Origin of the sequence: Escherichia sp. E2748 (genome assembly GCF_005781125.1) — a bacterium.
Lineage (GTDB): Bacteria > Pseudomonadota > Gammaproteobacteria > Enterobacterales > Enterobacteriaceae > Escherichia.
Genome location: NZ_VATP01000009.1, coordinates 70,031 through 95,701, shown reverse-complemented (window position 1 = coordinate 95,701; position 25,671 = coordinate 70,031). Strand labels below are relative to the sequence as shown.

Annotated in this window: 22 protein-coding genes; 9 read left to right on the top strand and 13 right to left on the bottom strand. The window is 51.2% G+C overall.

Features of this window, described 5'->3' with window-relative positions; translation table 11 throughout:
• Positions 1–51 precede the first annotated feature (51 nt).
• From FEK42_RS10610 to cof, 4 genes are all read right to left on the bottom strand, one after another.
• Positions 52–1,833 carry a SmdB family multidrug efflux ABC transporter permease/ATP-binding protein gene (locus tag FEK42_RS10610; protein WP_135492533.1) on the bottom strand — a complete coding sequence of 594 codons (1,782 nt, stop codon included), beginning with the start codon at positions 1,831–1,833 and terminating at the stop codon, positions 52–54.
• Positions 1,826–3,598: a SmdA family multidrug ABC transporter permease/ATP-binding protein gene (locus FEK42_RS10605; protein WP_130206276.1), complete on the bottom strand. Its 1,773-nt coding sequence runs from the start codon at positions 3,596–3,598 to the stop codon at positions 1,826–1,828. Before FEK42_RS10605 ends, FEK42_RS10610 begins: the two co-directional genes overlap by 8 nt.
• A 29-nt stretch (positions 3,599–3,627) precedes the next feature.
• Positions 3,628–4,086 (bottom strand): DNA-binding transcriptional regulator DecR, encoded by a 459-nt coding sequence (decR, locus tag FEK42_RS10600; protein ID WP_000884589.1) that lies wholly within the window; start codon positions 4,084–4,086, stop codon positions 3,628–3,630.
• A gap of 152 nt (positions 4,087–4,238) precedes the next feature.
• Positions 4,239–5,057 (bottom strand): HMP-PP phosphatase, encoded by an 819-nt coding sequence (cof, locus tag FEK42_RS10595; RefSeq protein WP_135406152.1) that lies wholly within the window; start codon positions 5,055–5,057, stop codon positions 4,239–4,241.
• A 99-nt stretch (positions 5,058–5,156) separates the two neighbouring features.
• Here cof and FEK42_RS10590 point away from each other — a divergent pair, with 99 nt between their 5' ends.
• Positions 5,157–6,857 (top strand): SgrR family transcriptional regulator, encoded by a 1,701-nt coding sequence (locus FEK42_RS10590; RefSeq protein ID WP_135492531.1) that lies wholly within the window; start codon positions 5,157–5,159, stop codon positions 6,855–6,857.
• A gap of 63 nt (positions 6,858–6,920) precedes the next feature.
• Positions 6,921–7,616, top strand: coding sequence for a 7-cyano-7-deazaguanine synthase QueC (gene queC, locus FEK42_RS10585; RefSeq protein WP_135406151.1), 696 nt, complete (start codon positions 6,921–6,923; stop codon positions 7,614–7,616).
• Positions 7,617–7,667: 51 nt separating this feature from the next.
• Here queC and fadM read toward each other — a convergent pair whose 3' ends face one another.
• From fadM to bolA, 9 genes are all read right to left on the bottom strand, one after another.
• Positions 7,668–8,066, bottom strand: a complete 399-nt coding sequence (gene fadM, locus FEK42_RS10580; protein ID WP_001194534.1) for a long-chain acyl-CoA thioesterase FadM — start codon at positions 8,064–8,066, stop codon at positions 7,668–7,670.
• A 93-nt stretch (positions 8,067–8,159) separates the two neighbouring features.
• Complete coding sequence (locus tag FEK42_RS10575; RefSeq protein ID WP_135409613.1) at positions 8,160–8,531, bottom strand: helix-hairpin-helix domain-containing protein; 372 nt, start codon at positions 8,529–8,531, stop codon at positions 8,160–8,162.
• Between the two features lie 150 nt (positions 8,532–8,681).
• Positions 8,682–10,553, bottom strand: a complete 1,872-nt coding sequence (gene ppiD, locus FEK42_RS10570) for a peptidylprolyl isomerase (RefSeq protein WP_135492529.1) — start codon at positions 10,551–10,553, stop codon at positions 8,682–8,684.
• 191 nt (positions 10,554–10,744) lie between these two features.
• The gene (gene hupB, locus FEK42_RS10565) at positions 10,745–11,035 is read right to left on the bottom strand and encodes a nucleoid-associated protein HU-beta (protein WP_254892905.1); all 291 of its coding nucleotides are present in this window, start codon (positions 11,033–11,035) and stop codon (positions 10,745–10,747) included.
• 190 nt (positions 11,036–11,225) lie between these two features.
• Entirely contained in the window at positions 11,226–13,580 is a 2,355-nt protein-coding gene (lon, locus tag FEK42_RS10560) for an endopeptidase La (RefSeq protein ID WP_064527151.1), read from the bottom strand.
• Positions 13,581–13,767: 187 nt separating this feature from the next.
• Positions 13,768–15,042 carry an ATP-dependent protease ATP-binding subunit ClpX gene (gene clpX, locus FEK42_RS10555; RefSeq protein WP_000130305.1) on the bottom strand — a complete coding sequence of 425 codons (1,275 nt, stop codon included), beginning with the start codon at positions 15,040–15,042 and terminating at the stop codon, positions 13,768–13,770.
• Between the two features lie 125 nt (positions 15,043–15,167).
• On the bottom strand, positions 15,168–15,791 hold the full coding sequence (clpP, locus tag FEK42_RS10550; protein WP_000122253.1) for an ATP-dependent Clp endopeptidase proteolytic subunit ClpP: 624 nt from the start codon (positions 15,789–15,791) through the stop codon (positions 15,168–15,170).
• A 245-nt stretch (positions 15,792–16,036) separates the two neighbouring features.
• Positions 16,037–17,335, bottom strand: coding sequence for a trigger factor (tig, locus tag FEK42_RS10545; protein ID WP_138211825.1), 1,299 nt, complete (start codon positions 17,333–17,335; stop codon positions 16,037–16,039).
• A 343-nt stretch (positions 17,336–17,678) separates the two neighbouring features.
• The gene (gene bolA / locus FEK42_RS10540; RefSeq protein ID WP_000973459.1) at positions 17,679–17,996 is read right to left on the bottom strand and encodes a transcriptional regulator BolA; all 318 of its coding nucleotides are present in this window, start codon (positions 17,994–17,996) and stop codon (positions 17,679–17,681) included.
• Positions 17,997–18,301: 305 nt separating this feature from the next.
• On the opposite strand from bolA, the gene FEK42_RS10535 reads away from it, so the two are divergent.
• From FEK42_RS10535 to cyoE, 7 genes are all read left to right on the top strand, one after another.
• Positions 18,302–18,880: a lipoprotein gene (locus FEK42_RS10535; RefSeq protein WP_130206262.1), complete on the top strand. Its 579-nt coding sequence runs from the start codon at positions 18,302–18,304 to the stop codon at positions 18,878–18,880.
• A gap of 43 nt (positions 18,881–18,923) precedes the next feature.
• Positions 18,924–20,399 carry a muropeptide MFS transporter AmpG gene (gene ampG / locus FEK42_RS10530; protein WP_130260304.1) on the top strand — a complete coding sequence of 492 codons (1,476 nt, stop codon included), beginning with the start codon at positions 18,924–18,926 and terminating at the stop codon, positions 20,397–20,399.
• A 460-nt stretch (positions 20,400–20,859) separates the two neighbouring features.
• Positions 20,860–21,807, top strand: a complete 948-nt coding sequence (cyoA, locus tag FEK42_RS10525; RefSeq protein ID WP_001239440.1) for a cytochrome o ubiquinol oxidase subunit II — start codon at positions 20,860–20,862, stop codon at positions 21,805–21,807.
• Between the two features lie 21 nt (positions 21,808–21,828).
• A complete protein-coding gene (gene cyoB / locus FEK42_RS10520) occupies positions 21,829–23,820 on the top strand; it encodes a cytochrome o ubiquinol oxidase subunit I (RefSeq protein WP_130215449.1) in 1,992 nt (663 codons plus the stop codon).
• Positions 23,810–24,424 (top strand): cytochrome o ubiquinol oxidase subunit III, encoded by a 615-nt coding sequence (locus FEK42_RS10515; RefSeq protein ID WP_135492527.1) that lies wholly within the window; start codon positions 23,810–23,812, stop codon positions 24,422–24,424. Before cyoB ends, FEK42_RS10515 begins: the two co-directional genes overlap by 11 nt.
• Positions 24,424–24,753 (top strand): cytochrome o ubiquinol oxidase subunit IV, encoded by a 330-nt coding sequence (locus FEK42_RS10510; RefSeq protein WP_130206254.1) that lies wholly within the window; start codon positions 24,424–24,426, stop codon positions 24,751–24,753. Before FEK42_RS10515 ends, FEK42_RS10510 begins: the two co-directional genes overlap by 1 nt.
• A gap of 11 nt (positions 24,754–24,764) precedes the next feature.
• Positions 24,765–25,655, top strand: coding sequence for a heme o synthase (gene cyoE, locus FEK42_RS10505; protein ID WP_130206252.1), 891 nt, complete (start codon positions 24,765–24,767; stop codon positions 25,653–25,655).
• The last annotated feature ends 16 nt before the right edge of the window (positions 25,656–25,671 follow it).

The following is a 25,671-nucleotide window of genomic DNA, read 5'->3' as shown; positions in this document are numbered from 1 at the left end:
ACAGTGCACAGTGCGTTACATTTTTGCACCACCGATGAAATTTTGCGCTAATCAGGCGCTCAGGGATTCATCTTCACGCACGCTGGCTGCCAGCTCTTCGCCCGCAAGTTGCAGTTGATACATCTGCCAGTAGCGCCCCTGGGCGGCCAGCAGTTGCTGGTGAGTGCCCTGTTCCACAGCCTGACCACGATGAAGCACCAGAATGGTATCAGCATCAACAATGGTCGATAAGCGGTGAGCAATCACCACCAGCGTAGTGTGTTCACGCACCGCCGCCAGAGCGTGCTGAATCGCCTGTTCAGTACCGGAGTCAATGCTGGCGGTTGCCTCATCAAGGATCAGGATTTGCGGCGTCTCCACCAGCACGCGTGCCAGTGCCAGCAGTTGCTTTTGCCCGACCGAGAGATTATTCCCCTGCTCGCCCAGCGGCGTATAAATACCATCACTCATGCTGCGCGCGAGTTCCGCCAGTTGCACGGTTTCCAGCGCCTGCCAGACGCGCTCTTCGGAGATATCACGTCCCAGCGTCACGTTGGCGAGGAAGGTATCCGCCAGCACTACCGGATCTTGCTGCACCATCGCCACGCCCTGACGCAGCGCGCTATGACTGAGCGAACTTAACGGACGTCCATCAAGGCGAATCTCACCTTCTGTTAGTGGGTAATAGCCCATCAGCAAACTTGCCAGGGTACTTTTGCCGCTACCGGTATGCCCCACCAACGCCACAAAGCTGCGCGAAGGAACGGCAAGATTAATATTTTTCAGCACCAGATTGTCATCGCGATAAGCAAACGACACGTTATCGACATCAATGGTGCCGCTCTGTAACGGGCGATCATCATTGCCATATTGCTGGCGCGGTCCGTCCATCAGTTCAAACACACGCTCGCCAGCAACAACAGCCTGTTGCAGCATCGCCTGCTGCGTGGTCAGTTCGATTAAGGGTTCGTTAAGTCGCCCCAAATAGCTGATAAACGCATACAGCACACCCACTTCAATGGTGCCGCTGGCGGAGAAGCCAAACAGCATCAACAAGCCACAAAGAATGAGCGATGAAAACAGACTCAGCAGGGGACGCAGTAAAAAGCCGTCCAGCCGTAGCGTTTGCATTCGCGCCATATAGTGTGAACGGCTGGCTTCGCCCATACGTTCGCCAAATCGCGCCTGCTGGCGGAACTGCTGGATGACGCTCATGCCGTTAATCACTTCGTTAAAGCCGTCGTTGATATCAGCCAGATAGGCGCGTACACGGCGGACAATCGGCGTACTGTAACGCTGGTATATCACCATCACCACCAACACAACCGGGAATATCATTATCGCTACCAGCGCCATTCGCCAGTCGAGACTGAACATCGCTACCAGCATCGCCCCTACCAGGGCGGCACTACGCAAAACAGTTGCGACCACGGTAACGTAGAGATCGCGGATAACTTCAGTATCATTGGTAACGCGGGAAATCACCTGCCCGACCGGCTGAGTATCAAACTCACTCAACGGTTGGCGCAGTGCAGCATCCATCACATCGGTACGTAACTGTTGTACAACGCCTACTGCCGCCCGGTTAAACAACAGCGACTGCGCGTAATGTAGCCCGGCGGCAAACAGTTGCAGTACGACATATGCCGCCGCCAGCCCGACAACCATTTTCAGCGGCAGATTATTTTTCGCCACCATATTGTCGATAAAGTAACTGACGAGCAGCGGGCAGCTCACTTCTGCCGCCGCTGCCACCCACATCATCAACACTGCGATACCCAGCGGTTTACGCCATGGTGAACCGTAAGCTAACAGGCGCTTCAGAGTCGGCCAGAGTTGGCTAAAACTACGCATCAACGGCCTCCTCGTGATTTTCCGGAGCATCGTTGAGCGCCGCTTCCAGTTGTTGATAGCGATACATATCGCGATACCAGCCGCTTTGTTGCGCCAGCACATCATGATCGCCGCGCTGGGCAATATGCCCATGCTGCATCACAATAATTTCACTCGCTTCGGTCAGGGCAGAAAGGCGATGGGCGCTGATAATCACCGTTCTCCCCTGCCCCCACTGGCGCAGGTTATGGAGAATCTGGTATTCCGTGCGACCATCTACCGCCGATAGAGCATCGTCAAGAATGAGGATTTCCGCATTCACCAGCAATGCCCTGGCAATGGAGATTCGCTGTTTTTGCCCACCGGAAAGCATCACGCCGCGTTCGCCCACTTCTGTGTCGTAACCTTGCGGCAGACGCAAAATATCGTCATGCACGCTGGCTAACCGCGCTACGTGTTCAATCTCTTGCTGGGTGGCATTTGGGCAACCCAGCGCGATGTTATTAGCAACCGTGTCAGAAAAAAGGAACGGTGTCTGGCTAACTACCGCCAGGCGGCTACGCCAGCTGTCGAGTTGCAACTGCGTCAAAGGAATATCATGAAAACGGATATCACCCTCGGTGACATCAAAATGACGTTGAATTAATGACAGCACAGTACTTTTGCCGGAGCCGGTCGGCCCGCAAATTCCCAGCATCTGACCCGGTTTCAGCGCAAAACTGACATTCTCGAGCGCAGGGTGATGAGTTTGAGGATACGTAAACTGACGAATATTCACATCCAGTTCACCACGACCTTCTGGCACCTTATCTTTACCATCAATAACGACTGGCGCTTCGGCCAGCATGCTACGAATTCGGCTATACGCCGCGCTGCCACGCTCCACAATGTTAAACATCCACGCCAGCGCCAGCATCGGCCAAATCATCAAACCAAGGTACATCATAAAACTGGTGAGCTGGCCCAACGTTAAGCTGCCCTGCACGACCATCCAACTACCACCGCCAATCGCCAGTAAATTTGCCATGCCAATCGCGATATAAATGGTCGGATCGAAACGAGCATCAATGCGCGCTACTCGCATGTTTTTCTTACCGGTATCTTCGGCATCTGCGGCGAACAGCGCAGACTGGCGATCCTCCAGACCAAAGGATTTAATCATGCGAATACTGGTCAGACTCTCCTGGGTACGATCGTTAAGGCTGGAAAAGGCGGCTTGTGCCAGCTTAAAGCGTTCATGCAAGGCATCGCCGTTGCGTTTAATCATGATTGCCATCACTGGCATCGGCAACAGCGCTATTAAAGTTAACTGCCAGCTAATCTGCGTTGACATCATTATCAGCACTGCGCAACCCATCACCAGCGAATCCACCAGCGTTAGCACCCCTTCACCGGCGGCAAATACCACACGATCGACGTCATTTGTCGCACGGGCCATAAGGTCACCCGTACGATGACGCAGATAAAACTCTGGATGCTGGCGGCTTAGCTGGCGGTAATAGTCTTCACGCAGTTCAACAGCCAGTTGATAAGACGCGCCGAACAGCAGTACGCGCCAGACGTAACGCAGGAGATAAACCACCACTGCAATCAACACCATGGTGGCGATCCACATCAGGATCTGCCCGGTAGTAAAGTGTTTTTCTGTCACGCCATCGACAACAATACCAACGACTTTTGGCGGGATCAGTTGCAGAATCGCAATAATGACAAGCAAGGCAACAGCCCCGAGATAGCGGCGCCATTCCCGGCGGAAATACCAGCTTAGTTGAGCAAATAATCGCACGCGTTATGTCCTGACCTGATCCTGGATAATTATTCGATAGGTAACGAGGTAGTGTACTTAATCTGTTCCATCGCGAAGCTGGAAGTGACGTCCGAAAGCCCCGGCACACTGTTAACCAGACGCTTATAAAACTCATCGTAGCGCTTCATATCAGCAACCTGGACCCGCATCAGATAATCGTATTCACCGGCCATGCGCCAGAAACCGAGAACTTCCGGCATTTCCGTGACGACCGTAACAAAGCGACAATACCATTCACTGCTGTGATGTTGCGTTTTAATCAGCACAAAAGCAGTCAGACCCAGGCCAATTTTTTCCGGATCCAGCAACGCGACTTTGCCGATAAGAATACCGTCATCTTCCAACCGTTTCAGACGCTTCCAGCAAGGCGTGGTTGTCAGATTAACGGCTTCTGCCAGTGCCTGCAAAGAAAGGGTGCAATCCTGCTGTAATAAGGCCAGCAGCTTACGGTCAATTTTATCTAACATAGCCAATCCACAGAGAATTATTTTCTCTTTTGATTCTATTTTAAAGGCCAAATAGCGACAATTTATTCCGTGCGATTTCACAGAGAATGCACAAAATGACAAATTCGGGGCAAAAAAAACCGGGCAGTTGCCCGGTGCTGGAAGGAATCTCGTTATTCGGGGGAATAAGGTAGATGTGGATTATCCAGCCAGTGCGTCAAAAAGTGAGAGACAGCCTGATTACGGCAGTGTCCAATCACCGGTAAATGAGGGAGTTCCGCACGCAATTGCGGCATCGCATTACCCATAATGAAGCCCTTACCGACGCTGCCTAGCATTTCGCGATCATTCATCGCGTCACCAAAGGCCATACAGTCACGCAGCGAAAAACCTAAATGTTGGGTCAGCACCGTCAACGCAGCGCCTTTATTGCAGCCCACCGGCAGCACTTCCAGGCAATCAGTCGCGGAAAAACACAAATGTGCATGCTCACCTAAAGCTTCGTGTAGTTGGATCTGCAAGCGTGCAAGATCGTCGTGATCGCCACAGAAACAGATCTTGGTGACTCGATCGAGTGGCATTTTTTTGACATCGATTATCTGATAACGAAAACCGCTATAGACAAATGCCTGCAACAGCGCAGGGATCTCTTTCCCGGTAAACCAACCATCGTCATTGAAGATATGCATGCTGGCTCGGGTATCCCATTGCTGATACAACACCAGCTCCGCCACATCCGCAGGTAAATCATCACGATGTAAAAGTTCGCCTTCCAGAGAGTGCACACGCGTGCCGTTGCCGGTAATTAAATACGCATCCAGCGATAGCGCCCCGAGAATATGCTGCATCTCCAACGCATGACGACCCGTAGCAAATGTAAGGGTAATATCGCGTTCACGCAGGCGCGCCAGAGTAGAGAGCGTTTTCTCACCTAAATGATGGTCAGGCATCAATAAAGTGCCGTCCATATCAAATGCTGCCAGACGAGCCATTTCTTTCTCCACTCTGTGACACGGTTAATGGTGATTGAGTATCACTTGATATATACGGAAGTAATAGTGAATAGATAAAAAATATTGTTCCGGGTTTATATGCGACTGCTTAATCGTCTTAACCAGTATCAACGTTTGTGGCAACCTTCCGCCGGAGCACCACAATCCGTTACCGTCAGCGAACTGGCGGAACGTTGCTTTTGCAGCGAACGCCATGTACGCACATTGTTACGTCAGGCGCAGGATGCGGGATGGCTGGAGTGGCAGGCACAATCCGGGCGCGGAAAACGCGGGCAACTGCGCTTTCTGGTGACGCCGGAATCCTTGCGCAATACGATGATGGAACAGGCGCTGGAAAGTGGAAAACAACAGGATGTGCTGGAACTCGCGCAGCTGGCGCCTGGCGAACTGCGTACCATGTTACAACCGTTTATGGGCGGGCAATGGCAAAACGATACCCCGACATTGCGTATTCCTTATTATCGCCCGCTCGAACCACTGCAACCGGGTTTTTTAGCCGGACGTGCCGAACAGCATCTCGCCGGGCAAATTTTTTCCGGCCTGAGCCGTTTCGACAATAACTCCCAACGCCCAATTGGCGATTTAGCGCATCACTGGGAAAGGTCTGCTGACGGGTTACGCTGGGATTTTTATCTTCGCTCAACCCTACACTGGCATAACGGTGATGCAGTAAAAGCAACACAGCTACATCAACGCTTGCTGATGCTGCTACAGTTACCTGCCCTGAGGCAGTTATTTATTAGCGTGCAGCGTATTGAAGTCACCCACCCGCAGTGTCTGACCTTCTTTTTAAATCGCCCCGATTACTGGCTGGCACACCGACTGGCGAGCTATTGCTGCCATCTGGCGCATCCGCAATTACCACTGGTAGGAACCGGACCTTTCCGCTTAACACAATTCACACCGGAACTGGTGCGACTCGAAAGCCATGATTATTACCATTTACGTCATCCGCTACTAAAAGCGGTTGAGTACTGGATAACCCCGCCGCTTTTTGAAAAAGATTTGGGTACGAGTTGTCGGCATCCCGTCCAAATCACCATCGGCAAACCAGAGGAATTGCCACGGGTCAGTCAGGTCAGTAGCGGCATCAGTTTAGGTTTTTGCTATTTAACGTTGCGCAAAAGCCCCCGACTGACTCTCTGGCAGGCACGAAAAGTGATCACCATTATTCATCAATCCGGTTTACTACAAACGTTAGAAGTCGGAGAAAACCTGATCACCGCCAGTCATGCATTGCTGCCAGGCTGGACTATTCCGCAATGGCAAGTACCGGATGAGGTCAAACTACCGGAAACTTTGATGCTGGTTTATCACCTGCCGGTGGAACTTCATGCCATGGCAGAACAGCTACGAACGACGCTGGCAGCAGAAGGTTGCGAGCTAAAGATTATTTTTCATAACGCGAAAAACTGGGATGGAGCCACGCCACTGGAGCAAGCAGACCTCATGATGGGCGACAGATTAATTGGCGAAGCGCCGGAATATACCCTTGAACAGTGGCTGCGCTGCGATCCGCTGTGGCCACATGTTTTTACTGCCAGTACATACGCACATCTGCAATCGACACTGGATGCCGTGCAAATAATGCCTGATGAAGAAAACCGATTTAATGCCCTGAAAATGGTGTTTAGCCAGTTAATGGCTGACGCAACGCTGACACCACTGTTCAACTATCACTATCGCATTAGTGCGCCGCCAGGCGTGAACAGTGTGCGACTGACACCGCGCGGCTGGTTTGAATTTACCGAGGCCTGGCTACCCGCACCGTCGCAATGAAGAGCTGGCCCGGGTTAACCGCAGGCGTTACCATAACGTTTTATCGATTTAGCAGGATGATTTATGAAACGTGCTGTCGTTGTATTCAGTGGGGGCCAGGACTCTACAACCTGTCTGGTGCAGGCATTGCAACAATATGATGAAGTCCATTGCGTGACGTTTGATTACGGTCAGCGCCATCGCGCAGAGATCGACGTCGCGCGCGAGCTGGCGCTGAAACTGGGCGCACGCGCGCATAAGGTGCTGGATGTCACCCTGCTTAACGAGCTGGCAGTCAGCAGTCTGACGCGTGACAGCATTCCAGTGCCAGATTATGAACCTGAAGCCGATGGCATCCCGAATACGTTTGTTCCAGGGCGTAATATTTTGTTCCTGACGCTCGCGGCGATTTACGCATATCAGGTGAAAGCCGAAGCGGTGATCACCGGCGTCTGCGAAACAGATTTCTCCGGCTACCCGGATTGCCGCGATGAGTTTGTGAAAGCACTAAACCATGCCGTCAGTTTGGGCATGGCGAAAGAGATTCGTTTTGAAACGCCGCTGATGTGGATTGATAAAGCGGAAACCTGGGCGCTGGCGGATTATTACGGCAAGCTGGATTTAGTGCGTAACGAAACACTGACCTGCTATAACGGCATTAAAGGCGACGGTTGCGGTCAATGTGCGGCGTGTAATCTGCGCAGTAATGGGTTGAATCATTATCTGTCCGATAAACCAGCGGTGATGGCGGCGATGAAGCAAAAGACCGGGTTGAAGTAATTATTCGGGATGTTGCCGGATGCGGCATGAGCATCCGGCACAACAAAACGTTTACTTAACCATCTGCTCCAACTTTTCGCGCAGCTCCCCTTCCAGAGCTAAAGCCTTCTGCGTTTTAAGATCAATACAAACAAACGTGATAAGCGCATCCGCCACCACCTGCCCTTCCGGCTCCAGAGTAATAACCTGGCTTAAGATGCCGCTTTTACCGTTTAATTGCTGTAACTGGCTCGTAATGGTTAACAGGTCGCTTAATACCGCCGGGCGGCGATAGTTGATATTGATATTCACCACCACGAAAGCGATGTTATGGGCGGTCATCCATTGAAAACTGTCGCTGTTTTCCAGTCCATCCCAGCGGGCTTCTTCGAGAAACTCAAGGTAGCGGGCGTTGTTTACGTGCTGGTAGACGTCGAGATGATATCCACGAACTTTGATTTGTGTTTGCATAGCGCAATAACCTTACGTTGCTGTTATAAGTACAGAGGCCATAACTGGTATGACCTCTTCAGTCTGGCAAAAAATTGCCACTATGCAAATTAATTACAGGGTTAATACCGCCAGATTACGTTCCACCAGCGAATTGCCCATCCCCGGCACCTGCTTTAGATCCTCCACCGTTTTAAACGGGCCATACTCTTCGCGATAACTGACAATCGCCTGCGCTTTCTTCAGGCCAACGCCATTCATCGCGCGGGCTAGCTCTTCCGCGCTGGCATTATTAATGCTGACTCTGGTGCCTTCCTCATCACTGGCTTTCGCCGGTACTGCCGCTTTGCTTTGTACTGCAGTGGCTTCCGCTTTGGTTTCGACCGCCGCCGGTTTCGCTGCAGGAACTGCCGCCAGCGCGCTATGAGACATTCCGGCACAGGCCAGGGACAGGGTAATGAGCAGTGCTTTGATTCCGTGTTTCATACTGTTTTCTCCTTGTTTGTTAACAGTGGAATCACCTTAACGGCAGTGAAAACAGTAAACAAATGGCAATGTTCAGAAATGGAAAAGGCCGCGAAAGCGACCTTTTCTTGTTACAGCTGCAAAGCATTTTTTTGCGAGGCGGCTTCAGGATTATTGCTGTTCCAGCGCATCGCCAATTTTGATTTTCGCCTCTTTACGCAGGTTACTCATCAGAGCTTCAAAGACGATTTGTGCGTTGTTTTGGGTAATACCCTGCACCATCGCTTTTTTCTGCTCTTCCGGCATTGAACCTTGTTTCACTTCGTCCAGCGCCAGCAGAACGACATTGCCCTGCATATCGGTCGCCATACCGTAGCTCGGTTTGTCTTTCGCTGGCAGAGGCAGAGCAAATGCCGCCTGGCTAATCGGGTCACGGCCAGAACGGCTTAAGGTTTTCGGCTCACCAAATTTCACACTGGCAGCTTGCATAGCTTCCGCACCTTTGCCCGCTTTCAGATCAACCAGCAGTTTTTCAGCATCCACTTTCGCTTGCTGTTCAGCTTTGTTGTGCTGAACCATCGCTTTAACCTGTTCCTGAACATCTGCCAGCGGTTTAACCGCTTCCGGTTTATGCTCACTGATACGCAGAACGAATGCACGATCGCCGTCTACGGTGATGATGTCAGAGTTGATGCCCGGTGCGCCGTTTTCACCAATCAGACCGCCGTTAAAGATAGCGTCCGCCACCGGTTTGAAGTTTAACTCTTCCGGCAGCTTATCTTTGCTGAACCAGCCAGTCTGAGTAGCTTTAACGCCCGCTGCCTGCTCTGCACCTGCCAGAGATTCAGTGTCGTTGCTTGCTGCATCGCTTATTTTCTGTTGCAACGCGTAGTATGCATCCAGCGCTTTTTCGTGTTTCACTTTCGCTGCGATTTCGTCACGCACTTCGTCTAACGACTTCACTTTTGCTGGCTGAATGTCATCCAGACGGACGATCAGGAAACCTACCGAGGATTTGATCACACCAGAAAGCTGGCCTTTTTCTTTCAGACCGGCATTTTTCAGTTCGTCTGGGGTGGTGGAGTCTTCTAACCAACCCATATCACCGCCGTTACGGGCAGAGATAATATCAGCAGATTTTTCTTTTGCTAACGCGGCAAAATCACCGCCTTTGTTCAGCGCATCAAGTACGGCTTTCGCTTCATCTTCAGTTTTGGTCTGGATGATGCTGTAGCGCGTGCGCTGCGGCTGGGTGAATTGATCCTGATGCTGATCGTAGTAGCTCTGGATATCCGCATCGCTAACCGGTTGCTGCATCGTAGCGGCATCCAGCTTGATGTAGCTCACGCGGAACTGTTCCGGAGTCATGAAATTGTTTTTGTTTTGCTCGTAGTAGCTGGCGATTTCTGGTTCGGTCACAGCTTGCTTAGCCGCCAGCGCATTAACGTCGATAGTCGCTTCACGCACTACACGTTGTTGAGCGACCAGCGCGGCCAGTTCGTCAGTTTCACCTTTCAGCATAAAGTCGGTGCCAGCAACGCCATTAATCAGCTGTTGGGTGGTGAGCTGGTTACGCAGCGCCTGCGCGTACTGATCGGCACTCATTCCCATTCGGTTGAGGATATCGTTGTAGCGGCTGTTATCGAACTTGCCGTCAACCTGGAAAGCCGGGGTCGCGAAAATGGCCTGCTTGACCTGCTCATCGCTGATACCCAGTTTCAGTTCGCGAGCGTACTGATCCAGCAGAGCCTCGTCGATAAGACGATTCAGCACCTGTTGACGCAGGGTTTTCATATAGCCTTCGTTCGCCGCCAGCTCGGAGTATTGATCGCCCAGCTGTTGCTGCATGCGATTACGCTCGCTGTTGAAGGCGTTCTCGAACTGCCCACGGCTGATTTCCTGGTCATTCACTTTTGCGGCGTAGTTATTGCCTCCGCCAATCAGGTAACCACTCACGCCGGTCAATATGAACGACACGATAATGATACCGAAAATAATCTTGAGCACGAGACTGTTTGCAGCCGTGCGTAAGCTGTCCATCATGGTGTAACAACACTCCGCTGTAGATGACTGTATACCTCACGCAACTTATCGCTGCGCGCAAAGGCCTATTGTGACAAGAAACGGGGGCAATTGTCAGCCCACAATGCGCAGAAAGTCACGGAATACAAATAAAAAAGGCACATCAGTAGATGCGCCCTTGAACTTCGTCACATCCCCAATGGGGACAACACTTAGTTTACCGCGTCTTTCAGTGCTTTACCTGCACGGAAGCTCGGTACTTTAGCTGCAGCGATGGTGATCTCTTTACCGGTCTGCGGGTTGCGACCAGTACGGGCAGCACGCTCTTTAACGGCAAAAGTACCAAAACCTACCAGTGCTACATCATCCCCTTCTTTCAGGGATTCAGTTACGGAAGCAATAATAGCATCTAACGCACGGCCAGCCGCAGCTTTAGAGATATCAGCCCCTGCAGCAATCTTGTCAATCAATTGAGATTTATTCACTCTTCTCTTCCTCTTTATAATTTATCTCGCACTTGAATCCTTCAAGGTGCGAACGCGCAGCAGTTATATCAGGCCAGCCATCCCCTTACAACACCCCTTAATAAGGGCAAGCCTAATCCGCCCTCTAACTTAACGAGACAAAAAAAGGCTGGCAAGTCCGAATTTACCTGCCAGCCCTTTTTTTATTAGTGCATTTTGCGCGAGGTCACTATTTTGCGGTTACAACCTGCATGCCAGACGGTTCATTTTGCAACGCGAGAGTCAGAACTTCCTCAATACGTTTCACCGGATGAATGTCCAGATCGGCTATCACGTTGTCTGGAATCTCTTCCAGATCGCGTTTATTTTCATACGGAATTAACACAGTTTTAATTCCGCCACGATGCGCCGCCAGCAGTTTTTCTTTCAAACCGCCGATTGGTAACACTTGACCACGCAAGGTTATCTCGCCCGTCATCGCCACATCGGCGCGAACCGGGTTACCGGTCAGGCAAGAAACCAGCGCAGTGCACATAGCAATACCAGCGCTCGGACCATCTTTCGGCGTCGCCCCTTCCGGTACGTGCACGTGGATGTCGCGTTTTTCGTAAAAATCTGGATTGATCCCCAATTTTTCCGCACGCGCACGAACCACCGTTAACGCCGCCTGAATGGACTCTTGCATCACTTCGCCCAGCGAACCGGTATAAGTGAGTTTACCTTTGCCTGGTACACACGCAGTTTCGATGGTCAGCAAGTCGCCGCCGACTTCTGTCCACGCCAGACCCGTTACCTGACCGACGCGGTTTTCGTTATCCGCGCGACCATAGTCGAAACGTTGTACGCCGAGGTAGTCATGCAGGTTATCGCCGTTAATTTCGATATGTTTTAATGACTTATCGAGAAGTAACTGCTTAACCGCTTTACGGCACAGTTTGGAGATTTCACGCTCCAGACCACGCACGCCTGCCTCACGGGTGTAGTAACGAATAATGCCGATAATGGCGCTATCGTCGACGGTCAGCTCACCTTTTTTCAGCGCATTACGTTCAATCTGCTTCGGCAGCAGGTGACGTTTGGCGATGTTCAGTTTTTCATCTTCGGTATAACCGGAGAGGCGAATCACTTCCATACGATCCAGCAGCGGTGCCGGAATGTTCATGGAGTTCGACGTCGCGACAAACATCACGTCACTCAGGTCGTAATCCACTTCCAGGTAATGGTCGCTGAACGCCACGTTCTGCTCTGGATCCAACACTTCAAGCAGTGCGGAGGCCGGATCGCCACGCATGTCAGAAGACATTTTGTCGATCTCATCGAGCAGGAACAGCGGGTTTTTCACGCCCACTTTCGCCATTTTCTGGATCAATTTACCCGGCATAGAACCGATGTAAGTACGGCGGTGACCGCGGATTTCCGCTTCATCACGCACGCCACCCAGTGCCATACGAACATATTTACGTCCTGTGGCTTTGGCGATGGACTGACCCAGGGACGTTTTACCTACCCCCGGCGGCCCTACCAGGCAGAGGATCGGCCCCTTGATTTTGTTTACACGGCTTTGAACCGCGAGGTACTCAAGGATACGATCTTTCACGCGCTCCAGACCATAATGATCGGTATCGAGGATTTCTTGCGCCTGACGCAGGTCTTTTTTGACCTTGCTACGCGCATTCCACGGCACCTGTACCATCCAGTCGATATAACCACGCACCACGGTTGCTTCTGCCGACATCGGAGACATCATTTTCAGCTTCTGCAGTTCTGCTTCCGCTTTTTCTTTTGCCTCTTTCGGCATTTTCGCCGCGTCGATTTTACGCTTCAGGGCTTCGTTTTCGTCCGGCGCGTCGTCCATTTCGCCGAGTTCTTTCTGAATGGCTTTCATCTGCTCGTTCAGATAGTACTCACGCTGGGATTTCTCCATCTGTTTTTTCACGCGGTTACGAATACGTTTCTCAACCTGCAGCAGATCGATTTCCGATTCCATCATCGCCATCAGATATTCCAGACGCTCGTTAACGTCGGACATCTCAAGAACAGACTGTTTGTCAGCCAGTTTCAGCGGCATATGCGCGGCAATGGTATCTGCCAGACGCGCAGGATCGTCGATGCTGTTAAGCGACGTCAGCACTTCTGGTGGGATTTTCTTATTCAGCTTGATGTAGCCTTCGAACTGGCTGATTGCAGTACGCACCAGCACTTCCTGTTCCCGCTCCTCAATGGTCGGCGATTCCAGATACTCCGCCTTCGCAGAAAAGTGTTCGCCATTGTCAGAGAGCGCAGAAATACGCGCGCGCTGTAACCCCTCGACCAGCACTTTGACGGTGCCGTCAGGCAGCTTCAGCATCTGCAATATAGAGGCCACGGTCCCGACGGTGAAAAGATCGTTTACACCCGGCTCATCCGTTGAAGCTTCTTTCTGCGCGACCAGCATAATTTTTTTATCATGGTCCATCGCCGCTTCCAGACAACGGATAGATTTTTCCCGCCCGACAAATAAGGGGATGACCATGTGCGGATAAACCACCACATCGCGCAGCGGCAATACGGGGATTTCAATGCGTTCAGAACGCTCAGGATTCATAGAGCTCTCTCTTAGTTTAATTTCCGCCAGGTAATCAGATGACACGACTGTGCTTCACGCCATCTATTAACATGTACGTCAGTATATGGGGATGTTTCCCCCACATTCAACGTCGAGAATAGAGGAAAAATGAAAGGGGAGATAAAATCCCCCCTTTTTGGTTAACTGACTGTATGCGAATGGTTAATTATTCACCAGATGCCTGTTGCGCTTCCGGCTTACCATAAATCAGCAGCGGTTTGCTCTGGCCATCAATTACCGATTCGTCGATAACCACTTTTTCGACATCTTCCATGGACGGCAGATCGTACATGGTATCGAGCAGTGCGGCTTCTACGATGGAACGCAGGCCACGGGCACCGGTTTTACGCGCCATCGCTTTCTTAGCGATAGCATCCAGCGCCTCGTCACGGAATTCCAGATCCACGCCTTCCAGATTAAACAGCGCCTGATACTGCTTGGTCAGGGCGTTTTTCGGCTCTTTAAGGATCTGAATCAGGGCTTCTTCGCTCAGTTCATTCAGCGTTGCTACAACTGGCAGACGACCGATGAACTCAGGGATCAGACCAAATTTGATCAGATCTTCCGGTTCTACCTGCGCCAGCAGTTCGCCTTCACTTGCTTTGTCGGACTTCGCTTTTACCGTCGCGCCAAAACCAATGCCGGAGCCGGTTTCTACACGATGGGAAATCACTTTATCCAGACCAGCAAATGCACCACCACAGATAAACAGTATCTTAGAGGTATCTACCTGCAAGAACTCCTGCTGCGGATGTTTACGCCCGCCCTGCGGTGGAACGGCAGCAACTGTACCTTCGATCAGTTTCAACAGTGCCTGCTGTACGCCTTCACCGGAAACGTCACGGGTAATAGACGGGTTGTCAGACTTACGTGAAATCTTGTCAATTTCATCGATGTAGACAATACCGCGCTGCGCTTTCTGTACATCGTAGTCGCACTTCTGCAACAGCTTCTGAATGATGTTTTCAACGTCTTCGCCCACATAACCGGCTTCGGTCAGTGTAGTCGCATCGGCCATAGTGAACGGAACATCCAGCAGGCGTGCCAGCGTTTCAGCCAGCAGCGTTTTACCGGAACCGGTCGGACCGATCAGTAGAATGTTACTTTTACCCAACTCGACGCCATTGCTGGTATCGCCATTGCGCAGACGTTTGTAGTGGTTGTATACCGCGACCGCCAGCACTTTTTTCGCCTGTTCCTGACCGATTACGTAATCGTCCAGATGGTTGCGAATTTCATGCGGCGTCGGTAGCGCACTGCGTTCACGATGCGGTGCAACTTCTTTAATCTCTTCGCGAATGATGTCGTTACATAAATCAACACATTCGTCGCAGATATACACGGATGGTCCGGCAATCAGCTTGCGCACTTCATGCTGGCTTTTGCCGCAAAAAGAGCAGTACAACAGTTTGCCTGAGCCATCTTTGCGTTTATCTGTCATGGGTCAAAACCTCTTCTTTGTTCTTTGTGCCGCACACGACGACGCAAATGCCATTCTCAGGCGCAAGTCGCTTATAGCGTTGTGCCGCCCTGGATAAGTATAGCGGCACAGTTGCGCCTCTGGCATCAATTACGATGGGTCAGAATCGAATCGACCAGACCGTATTCCACCGCTTCAGGGGCGGAAAGGAAGCGATCGCGCTCGGTATCTCGTTCAATCTGTTCCAATGATTGACCCGTATGGAGCGCCATAAGTTCATTCATGCGCCCTTTAACTTTCAAAATTTCACGGGCATGAATTTCGATATCGGTCGCCTGGCCCTGATAGCCGCCCAGCGGCTGGTGAATCATCACGCGCGAGTTCGGCAGGCAGAAACGTTTACCTTTTGCCCCTGCGGTCAGCAGGAATGCGCCCATCGAGGCCGCCTGGCCCATACAGATGGTGCTGACATCAGGCTTGATAAATTGCATGGTGTCATAGATAGACATCCCGGCAGTGATCACTCCGCCTGGGGAGTTAATGTACAGATAGATATCTTTTTCTGGGTTTTCCGCTTCCAGGAACAGCATCTGCGCCACAATCAGGTTAGCCATGTGGTCTTCAACCTGGCCAGTCAGAAAAATGACGCGTTCCTTAAGTAGACGAGAATAGATATCAAAAGAGCGCTCACCGCGTGAGGTCTGTTCAATGACCATCGGCACCAGCGCCATATGGGGTGCAAAGTTATCTCGTTCGCCGCTGTATGACATTTCCGTCTCCTGGATAAAATTGAAAAAACCTGCTGTACCGATTGTAACCTTATGGACGGATTATCAGCTAGTCCCTGTGTTATGGGTACGGCATCACCATATTTCAAGCATAACAATCTTTTGTTGTTACGCTAACACCGAAAGAGCGTTTTCGCACGGTTCCATGCAAAATTCATGACAAAAAAAAGCCCACCACCTGGCGGTGACGGGCCTTTGTGCGAATTTAGCGCGTTATGCTGCGTAAATTAAGCCTGCTGGTTCATCAGCTCATTGAAAGTGGTTTCTTTTTCAGTCACTTTCGCTTTCGCCAGTACAGCTTCTACAGCCTGTTCTTCCAGAGCAACATTGCGCATGTTGTCCATCAGTTCTTTGTTTTTGCTGTAGAACTCGATAACTTCTTTCGGATCTTCGTACGCAGAAGCCATCTCTTCGATCAGACCTTTCACACGCTCTTCGTCAGCTTTCAGCTCGTTGGTGCGGATAACTTCGCCCAGCAGCAGGCCAACAACTACGCGGCGTTTAGCCTGTTCTTCGAACAGTTCACGCGGCAGTTCCAGCGCTTGTTTCTCGTTGCCACCGAAACGCTGTGCAGCCTGACGACGCAGAACGTCGATTTCGCTGTCGATCAGCGCAGCCGGTACGTCGATGTCGTTAGCTTTTACCAGACCTTCGATCGCCTGAGACTTAATGCGGTTACGGATGGCGCTCTTCAGCTCGCGCTCCATGTTTTTACGCACTTCAGCGCGCAGACCTTCTACAGAACCATCTTCAACGCCGAAACGTTTGATGAATTCTGCAGTCAGTTCCGGCAGTTCACGCTCTTCAACTTTCTTCAGGTTGATAGCGAATTTCGCTGCTTTACCCTTCAGGTTTTCTGCGTGGTATTCTTCCGGGAAGGTCACGTCGATGGTGAACTCTTCGCCAGCTTTGTGGCCTTTGATACCGTCTTCAAAGCCCGGGATCATGCGACCCTGGCCCATCGCCAGTACGAAATCAGACGCTTTACCGCCTTCGAACTCTTCGCCGTCAACTGAACCGGTGAAGTCGATGGTTACGCGGTCTTCTGCTTCAACAGCGCCGTCTTTTTCTTTCCAGGTAGCCTGCTGTTTACGCAGAGTATCCAGCATGCCGTCAACGTCAGCGTCGGTCACTTCCACGATCGGTTTTTCAACTTCGATCGCTTCCAGGCCCTGCAGTTCAACTTCCGGATACACTTCAAACTCTACAGAGTAGGTGAAGTCTTCACCCAGCTTGTATTCGCCCGGAACATAGGTCGGTGCGCCAGCCGGATTGATTTTTTCTTTAATGATGGCGTCAATGAAGTTACGGCTCATCAGGTCGCCCAGAACGTCCTGGCGTACAGAAGCGCCATAACGCTGAGCAACGATATTCATTGGCACTTTGCCTTTACGGAAGCCGTCAATACGTACTTTTTTCGCAACGTTGACCAGCTCGCTTTTAACAGCGGTTTCGATGCTGTCAGCAGCGATAGTAATCGTTACACGGCGGCCAAGGCCTTGAGTGGTTTCAACTGAAACTTGCATCTTGTTACCTCAAAAAATCACAGTGCTCGGTCAACTCTTACCCCGCAAGCACAGGTTGTTGGCTTCGCGGTACCGGGATGTTCTTATAATCAATCACATTCCCTGTTACCAGAATCATCCCGAAAGCATTCAAATAGGACGCGGCATTATAGCGGCATCACTTTTATGAGTCGAGAACGGTTATTGCGCGCTACCGCGTATTTTTTCACAATTCCCGGGGAATTTTCGTCTGAATGCTGGGCAAAAAGCACAAAATCCAGACAAAACAAAACGGCCCGCAGGCCGTTTTTCATAAAATCTTTAGCAACATACTGGAAAAGCGCTGACGGTTGCAAATGCGTTTTTACGCGATGCTTCCTGCTCCACGACAGGGAGGAGAGGCAAAAATGGTATCCTGCAACCCTTCCCATTCCTTAATAGTGTAAGTATGCAGAGCCAGCGCATGAACGGTAGTAGAGAGTTCCTCCGCTAAAGTACTGTAAATCATTCGATGACGATTCAGAAAACGTTCACCCGTAAAACGATCGCTGACCAGCACAACTTTAAAATGGCTTTCAGAGCCGGCTGGGACATTGTGACGATAGCTTTCATCCACAACTTCGAGGAATACGGGTTGGAACGCCGTCCTTAATTTTTCTTCTATCCGCTCACGTATCATCATGAAATATCTCCTCCGACAACGCTGAGATGTCACCCATCCCTTTAAATACTAGCCGCTTTTACCGTTACCATTACAGCTTAGCAACAAATATTTAGCTTTCGTCCCAGTTTTTCAGTCAACCGTATGAAGTTTACTGATTTAAAGATTAATTCGCAGGCTGCGCACGAGTGATTCTTTTACTCACGGTGATTATTTCGTCAACACGATGAATTTACATGCCTTACCCACTTCCCCTCGTCGTTGGCAATGTTATGATGGCGAGAATTTTTTACCAAACACGCTTACCAGTCTCTGAGAGCCAGAACATGTTCAAAAAAATCCTCTTCCCATTAGTTGCTCTGTTTATGCTTGCAGGATGCGCAACACCACCAACGACGATTGACGTTTCCCCAACGATGACGCTGCCGCAGCAGGATCCAAGCCTGATGGGCGTCACCGTTAGCATTAATGGTGCCGATCAACGTACCGATCAGGCGCTGGCGAAAGTGACCCGCGATAATCAGATTGTCACCCTGACCGCCTCTCGCGATTTGCGTTTCCTGCTGCAAGAAGTGCTGGAAAAACAAATGACCGCGCGTGGTTACATGGTCGGCCCAAATGGTCCGGTTAATCTGCAAATCATCGTTAGCCAACTGTATGCTGACGTGTCCCAGGGTAACGTGCGTTACAATATCGCCACTAAAGCAGATATCGCCATCATCGCCACCGCGCAGAATGGCAACAAGATGACCAAAAACTATCGTGCCAGCTACAACGTTGAAGGCGCTTTTCAGGCTTCCAACAAAAATATCGCCGATGCGGTTAACAGTGTGCTGACCGACACCATTGCTGACATGTCTCAGGACACCAGCATTCACGAATTCATCAAGCAGAACGCGCGTTAATTTCTGCCCTCTGGCCCGGTGCAAGCCGGGCCTGTAGACGCCCATGTCCAGTCAATATTTACGTATTTTCCAACAGCCGCGTTCAGCCATTTTGCTGATCCTGGGTTTTGCTTCTGGGCTACCGCTAGCCCTGACATCCGGCACGTTACAGGCGTGGATGACCGTTGAGAATATCGATCTTAAAACCATCGGTTTCTTCTCTCTGGTAGGCCAGGCTTATGTATTTAAATTTCTCTGGTCCCCGCTGATGGACCGCTACACCCCACCGTTCCTCGGACGTCGGCGCGGTTGGCTGCTCGCGACACAAACTCTATTGTTACTGTCCATTGCGGCGATGGGTTTTCTCGAACCTGGCACCCAATTACGCTGGATGGCAGCTCTGGCGGTGGTGATCGCTTTTTGCTCCGCCTCCCAGGATATCGTCTTTGATGCCTGGAAAACGGATGTGCTGCCAGCGGAAGAACGCGGCGCAGGTGCGGCAATCAGCGTGCTGGGGTATCGCCTGGGGATGCTGGTATCCGGCGGCCTGGCTTTATGGCTGGCAGATAAATGGCTGGGCTGGCAAGGCATGTACTGGTTGATGGCAGCGCTGTTGATCCCCTGTATTATCGCGACACTGCTTGCACCAGAACCAACCGACACCATTCCTGTACCCAAAACGCTGGAACGGGCCGTTGTAGCACCATTGCGTGATTTCTTTGGCCGCAATAACGCATGGCTGATTCTGCTTTTAATCGTACTGTACAAACTGGGCGATGCTTTCGCCATGAGCCTGACAACCACGTTTTTGATTCGCGGCGTCGGATTTGATGCCGGCGAAGTGGGTGTAGTTAACAAAACGCTCGGTCTACTGGCGACCATCATCGGCGCATTGTTCGGCGGAATTTTGATGCAGCGCCTGTCATTGTTCCGTGCGCTCATGATTTTCGGCCTTTTACAAGGAGCGTCCAACGCCGGTTACTGGCTACTTTCCGTGACTGATAAGCATCTCTACAGCATGGGCGCGGCTGTCTTTTTCGAAAATCTGTGTGGCGGGATGGGAACATCAGCATTTGTGGCGCTATTAATGACCCTGTGTAATAAGTCATTTTCCGCTACCCAGTTCGCCCTGCTCTCGGCGCTTTCTGCTGTAGGACGGGTTTATGTAGGGCCAGTAGCAGGTTGGTTTGTTGAAGCTCACGGCTGGCCGACGTTCTATCTGTTCTCTGTTGCCGCCGCCGTACCTGGACTTATTTTGCTGCTGGTTTGCCGTCGCACGCTGGAGTACACATGGGTCAATAACGACTTTATCCCTCGTACCGGGTATCCGGCAGGTTATGCCTTTGCCATGTCGACGCTGGCAACGGGCGTCAGTCTGTTAGCCGTGTGGTTACTGCTATTGACGATGGACGCGCTGGATTTGACCCACTTCTCTTTCCTGCCTGCTCTGCTGGAAGTCGGCGTTTTAGTCGCCCTGGGCGGAGTCGTGCTTGGTGGTTTGCTGGATTATCTGGCACTACGAAAAACACATCTGACGTAATCTGTGAATATTATTTAGCTGTAGTAATCACCCGGCGTAATTATTACGGCTAAATAAACATCAGCATCGCTTAATAATATTTGTTCTTTTGTGCGGCTTAGATTTCTAAAATTATTGACGGTATTTATAGATTCTATTTTTCTTACACGATTCAGCTAATGACACTTTATTTCCCCTCGCCTGAGTTGTCACCTCAATGATAATTATTTGTTAAATAATTGTTTTATTTTGAGATTGGTTATACCAATTGCCCTGCCACCCCCCTTCCGCGCGCCCCTTTCGTTATAACGCCCTTTTGCAACAGCTTCTTAAAACCAACTTGATATGTTTTGCAACATATGTGACCTGACAGCCAAATCCAAGTAACAGGAATTTAATCATGTTTACAGTAATGTAACCTTCCCGTAAAATGCCCACACACTTTAAACGCCACCAGATCCCGTGGAATTGAGGTCGTTAAATGAGACTCAGGAAATACAATAAAAGTTTGGGATGGTTGTCATTATTTGCAGGCACTGTATTGCTCAGTGGTTGTAATTCTGCGCTGTTAGATCCCAAAGGACAGATTGGTCTGGAGCAACGTTCACTGATACTGACGGCATTTGGCCTGATGTTGATTGTCGTTATTCCCGCAATCTTGATGGCTGTTGGTTTCGCCTGGAAGTACCGTGCGAGCAATAAAGATGCTAAGTACAGCCCGAACTGGTCACACTCCAATAAAGTGGAAGCTGTGGTCTGGACGGTACCTATCTTAATCATCATCTTCCTTGCGGTACTGACCTGGAAAACTACTCACGCTCTTGAGCCTAGCAAGCCGCTGGCACATGACGAGAAGCCCATTACCATCGAAGTGGTTTCCATGGACTGGAAATGGTTCTTCATCTACCCGGAACAGGGAATTGCTACCGTGAATGAAATCGCTTTCCCGGCGAACACTCCGGTGTACTTCAAAGTGACCTCCAACTCCGTGATGAACTCCTTCTTCATTCCGCGTCTGGGTAGCCAGATTTATGCCATGGCCGGTATGCAGACTCGCCTGCATCTGATCGCCAACGAACCCGGTACTTATGACGGTATCTCCGCCAGCTACAGCGGTCCGGGCTTCTCAGGCATGAAGTTCAAAGCTATCGCAACGCCGGATCGCGCCGAATTCGACCAGTGGGTCGCAAAAGCGAAACAGTCACCGAACAGCATGTCTGACATGGCAGCGTTCGAAAAACTGGCCGCGCCTAGCGAATACAACCAGGTGGAATATTTCTCCAACGTGAAACCAGACTTGTTTGCCGATGTGATTAATAAGTTTATGGCTCACGGTAAGAGCATGGACATGACCCAGCCAGAAGGTGAGCACAGCGCACACGAAGGTATGGAAGGCATGGACATGAGCCACGCGGAATCCGCCCATTAAAGGGGTTGAGGAAGAATAAAGATGTTCGGAAAATTATCACTTGATGCAGTCCCGTACCATGAACCTATCGTCATGGTTACGATCGCTGGCATTATTTTGGGAGGTCTGGCGCTCGTTGGCCTGATCACTTACTTCGGTAAGTGGACCTACCTGTGGAAAGAATGGCTGACCTCCGTCGACCATAAACGCCTCGGTATCATGTATATCATCGTGGCGATTGTGATGTTGCTGCGTGGTTTTGCTGACGCCATTATGATGCGTAGCCAGCAGGCCCTTGCCTCGGCGGGTGAAGCGGGCTTCCTGCCACCTCACCACTACGATCAGATCTTCACCGCGCACGGCGTGATTATGATCTTCTTCGTGGCGATGCCTTTCGTTATCGGTCTGATGAACCTGGTGGTTCCGCTGCAGATCGGCGCGCGTGACGTTGCGTTCCCGTTCCTCAACAACTTAAGCTTCTGGTTTACCGTTGTTGGTGTGATTCTGGTTAACGTTTCTCTCGGCGTGGGCGAATTTGCGCAGACCGGCTGGCTGGCCTATCCACCACTATCGGGAATAGAGTACAGTCCGGGAGTCGGTGTCGATTACTGGATATGGAGTCTCCAGCTATCCGGTATAGGTACGACGCTAACCGGTATCAACTTCTTCGTTACCATTCTGAAGATGCGTGCACCGGGCATGACCATGTTTAAGATGCCGGTATTTACCTGGGCATCACTGTGCGCAAACATTCTGATTATTGCTTCCTTCCCAATTCTGACGGTTACCGTCGCGTTGTTGACCCTGGATCGCTATCTGGGCACCCATTTCTTTACCAACGATATGGGTGGCAACATGATGATGTACATCAACCTGATTTGGGCCTGGGGCCACCCGGAAGTTTACATCCTGATCCTGCCTGTATTCGGTGTGTTCTCCGAAATTGCGGCAACCTTCTCGCGTAAACGCCTGTTTGGTTATACCTCGCTGGTATGGGCAACCGTCTGTATCACCGTGCTGTCGTTCATCGTCTGGCTGCACCACTTCTTTACGATGGGTGCGGGCGCGAACGTAAACGCCTTCTTTGGTATCACCACCATGATTATCGCCATCCCGACCGGGGTGAAGATCTTCAACTGGCTGTTCACCATGTATCAGGGCCGTATCGTGTTCCATTCTGCGATGCTGTGGACCATCGGCTTTATTGTCACCTTCTCGGTGGGCGGTATGACTGGTGTGCTGCTGGCAGTACCGGGCGCGGACTTCGTTCTGCATAACAGCCTGTTCCTGATTGCGCACTTCCATAACGTGATCATCGGCGGCGTGGTCTTCGGCTGCTTCGCAGGGATGACCTACTGGTGGCCTAAAGCGTTCGGTTTCAAACTGAACGAAACCTGGGGTAAACGCGCGTTCTGGTTCTGGATCATCGGCTTCTTCGTTGCCTTTATGCCGCTCTATGCGCTGGGCTTCATGGGTATGACTCGTCGTTTGAGCCAGCAGATTGACCCGCAGTTCCACACCATGCTGATGATTGCAGCCAGCGGTGCAGTACTGATTGCGCTGGGTATTCTCTGCCTCGTTATTCAGATGTACGTTTCTATTCGCGACCGCGACCAGAACCGTGACCTGACTGGCGACCCGTGGGGTGGCCGTACGCTGGAGTGGGCAACCTCTTCCCCGCCTCCGTTCTATAACTTTGCCATTGTGCCGCACGTTCACGAGCGTGATGCATTCTGGGAAATGAAAGAGAAAGGCGAAGCGTACAAAAAGCCTGACCACTATGAAGAAATTCATATGCCGAAAAACAGCGGCGCCGGTATCGTCATTGCGGCTTTCTCCACCATCTTCGGTTTCGCCATGATCTGGCATATCTGGTGGCTGGCGATTGTTGGCTTCGCAGGCATGATCATCACCTGGATCGTGAAAAGCTTCGACGAGGACGTGGATTACTACGTGCCGGTGGCAGAAATCGAAAAACTGGAAAACCAGCATTTCGATGAGATTACTAAGGCAGGGCTGAAAAATGGCAACTGATACTTTGACGCACGCGACTGCCCACGCGTACGAACACGGGCACCACGATGCAGGCGGAACCAAAATCTTCGGATTTTGGATCTACCTGATGAGCGACTGCATTCTGTTCTCTATTTTGTTTGCTACCTATGCCGTTCTGGTGAACGGCACCGCAGGCGGCCCGACAGGTAAGGACATTTTCGAACTGCCGTTCGTTCTGGTTGAAACTTTCTTGCTGTTGTTCAGCTCCATCACCTACGGCATGGCGGCTATCGCCATGTACAAAAACAACAAAAGCCAGGTTATCTCCTGGCTGGCGTTGACCTGGTTGTTTGGTGCCGGATTTATCGGGATGGAACTCTATGAATTCCATCACCTGATTGTTAACGGCATGGGTCCGGATCGCAGCGGCTTCCTGTCAGCGTTCTTTGCGCTGGTTGGTACCCACGGTCTGCACGTCACTTCCGGCCTTATCTGGATGGCGGTGCTGATGGTGCAAATCGCCCGTCGCGGCCTGACCAGCACTAACCGTACCCGCATCATGTGCCTGAGCTTGTTCTGGCACTTCCTGGATGTGGTTTGGATCTGTGTGTTCACTGTTGTTTATCTGATGGGGGCGATGTAATGAGTCATTCTAACGAACATAGCGGCGCATCCCATGGCAGCGTAAAAACCTACATGACAGGCTTTATCCTGTCGGTAATCCTGACGGTGATTCCGTTCTGGATGGTAATGACAGGGGCTGCCTCTCCGGCCGTAATTCTGGGAACAATCCTGGCAATGGCAGTGGTACAGGTTCTGGTGCATCTGGTGTGCTTCCTGCACATGAATACCAAATCAGATGAAGGCTGGAACATGACGGCGTTTGTCTTCACCGTGCTAATCATCGCTATCCTGGTTGTAGGCTCCATCTGGATTATGTGGAACCTCAACTACAACATGATGATGCACTAAGAGCGGCGGTTATGATGTTTAAGCAATACCTGCAAGTAACGAAACCAGGCATCATCTTTGGCAACCTGATCTCGGTGATTGGGGGATTCCTGTTGGCCTCAAAGGGCAGCATTGATTATCCCCTGTTTATCTACACGCTGGTTGGGGTGTCACTGGTTGTGGCGTCGGGTTGTGTGTTTAACAACTACATCGACAGGGATATCGACAGAAAGATGGAAAGGACGAAGAATCGGGTGCTGGTTAAAGGCCTGATCTCTCCTGCTGTCTCGCTGGTGTACGCCACCTTGCTGGGTATTGCTGGCTTTATGCTGCTGTGGTTTGGCGCGAATCCGCTGGCCTGCTGGCTGGGGGTGATGGGCTTCGTGGTTTATGTCGGCGTTTATAGCCTGTACATGAAACGCCACTCAGTCTACGGCACGTTGATTGGTTCGCTCTCCGGCGCTGCGCCGCCGGTGATTGGCTACTGTGCGGTAACCGGCGAGTTCGATAGCGGCGCAGCGATCCTGCTGGCTATCTTCAGCCTATGGCAGATGCCTCACTCCTATGCCATCGCCATTTTCCGCTTTAAGGATTATCAGGCGGCGAACATTCCGGTACTGCCGGTGGTAAAAGGCATTTCTGTGGCGAAGAATCACATCACGCTGTATATCATCGCCTTTGCCGTTGCCACGCTGATGCTCTCTCTTGGCGGTTACGCTGGGTATAAATATCTGGTGGTCGCCGCAGCGGTTAGCGTCTGGTGGTTAGGCATGGCCCTGCGCGGTTATAAAGTCGCTGATGACAGAATCTGGGCGCGTAAGCTGTTCGGCTTCTCTATCATCGCCATCACCGCCCTCTCGGTGATGATGTCCGTTGATTTTATGGTGCCGGACTCGCATACGCTGCTGGCGTCTGTTTGGTAAATCTTATCGTCATCAA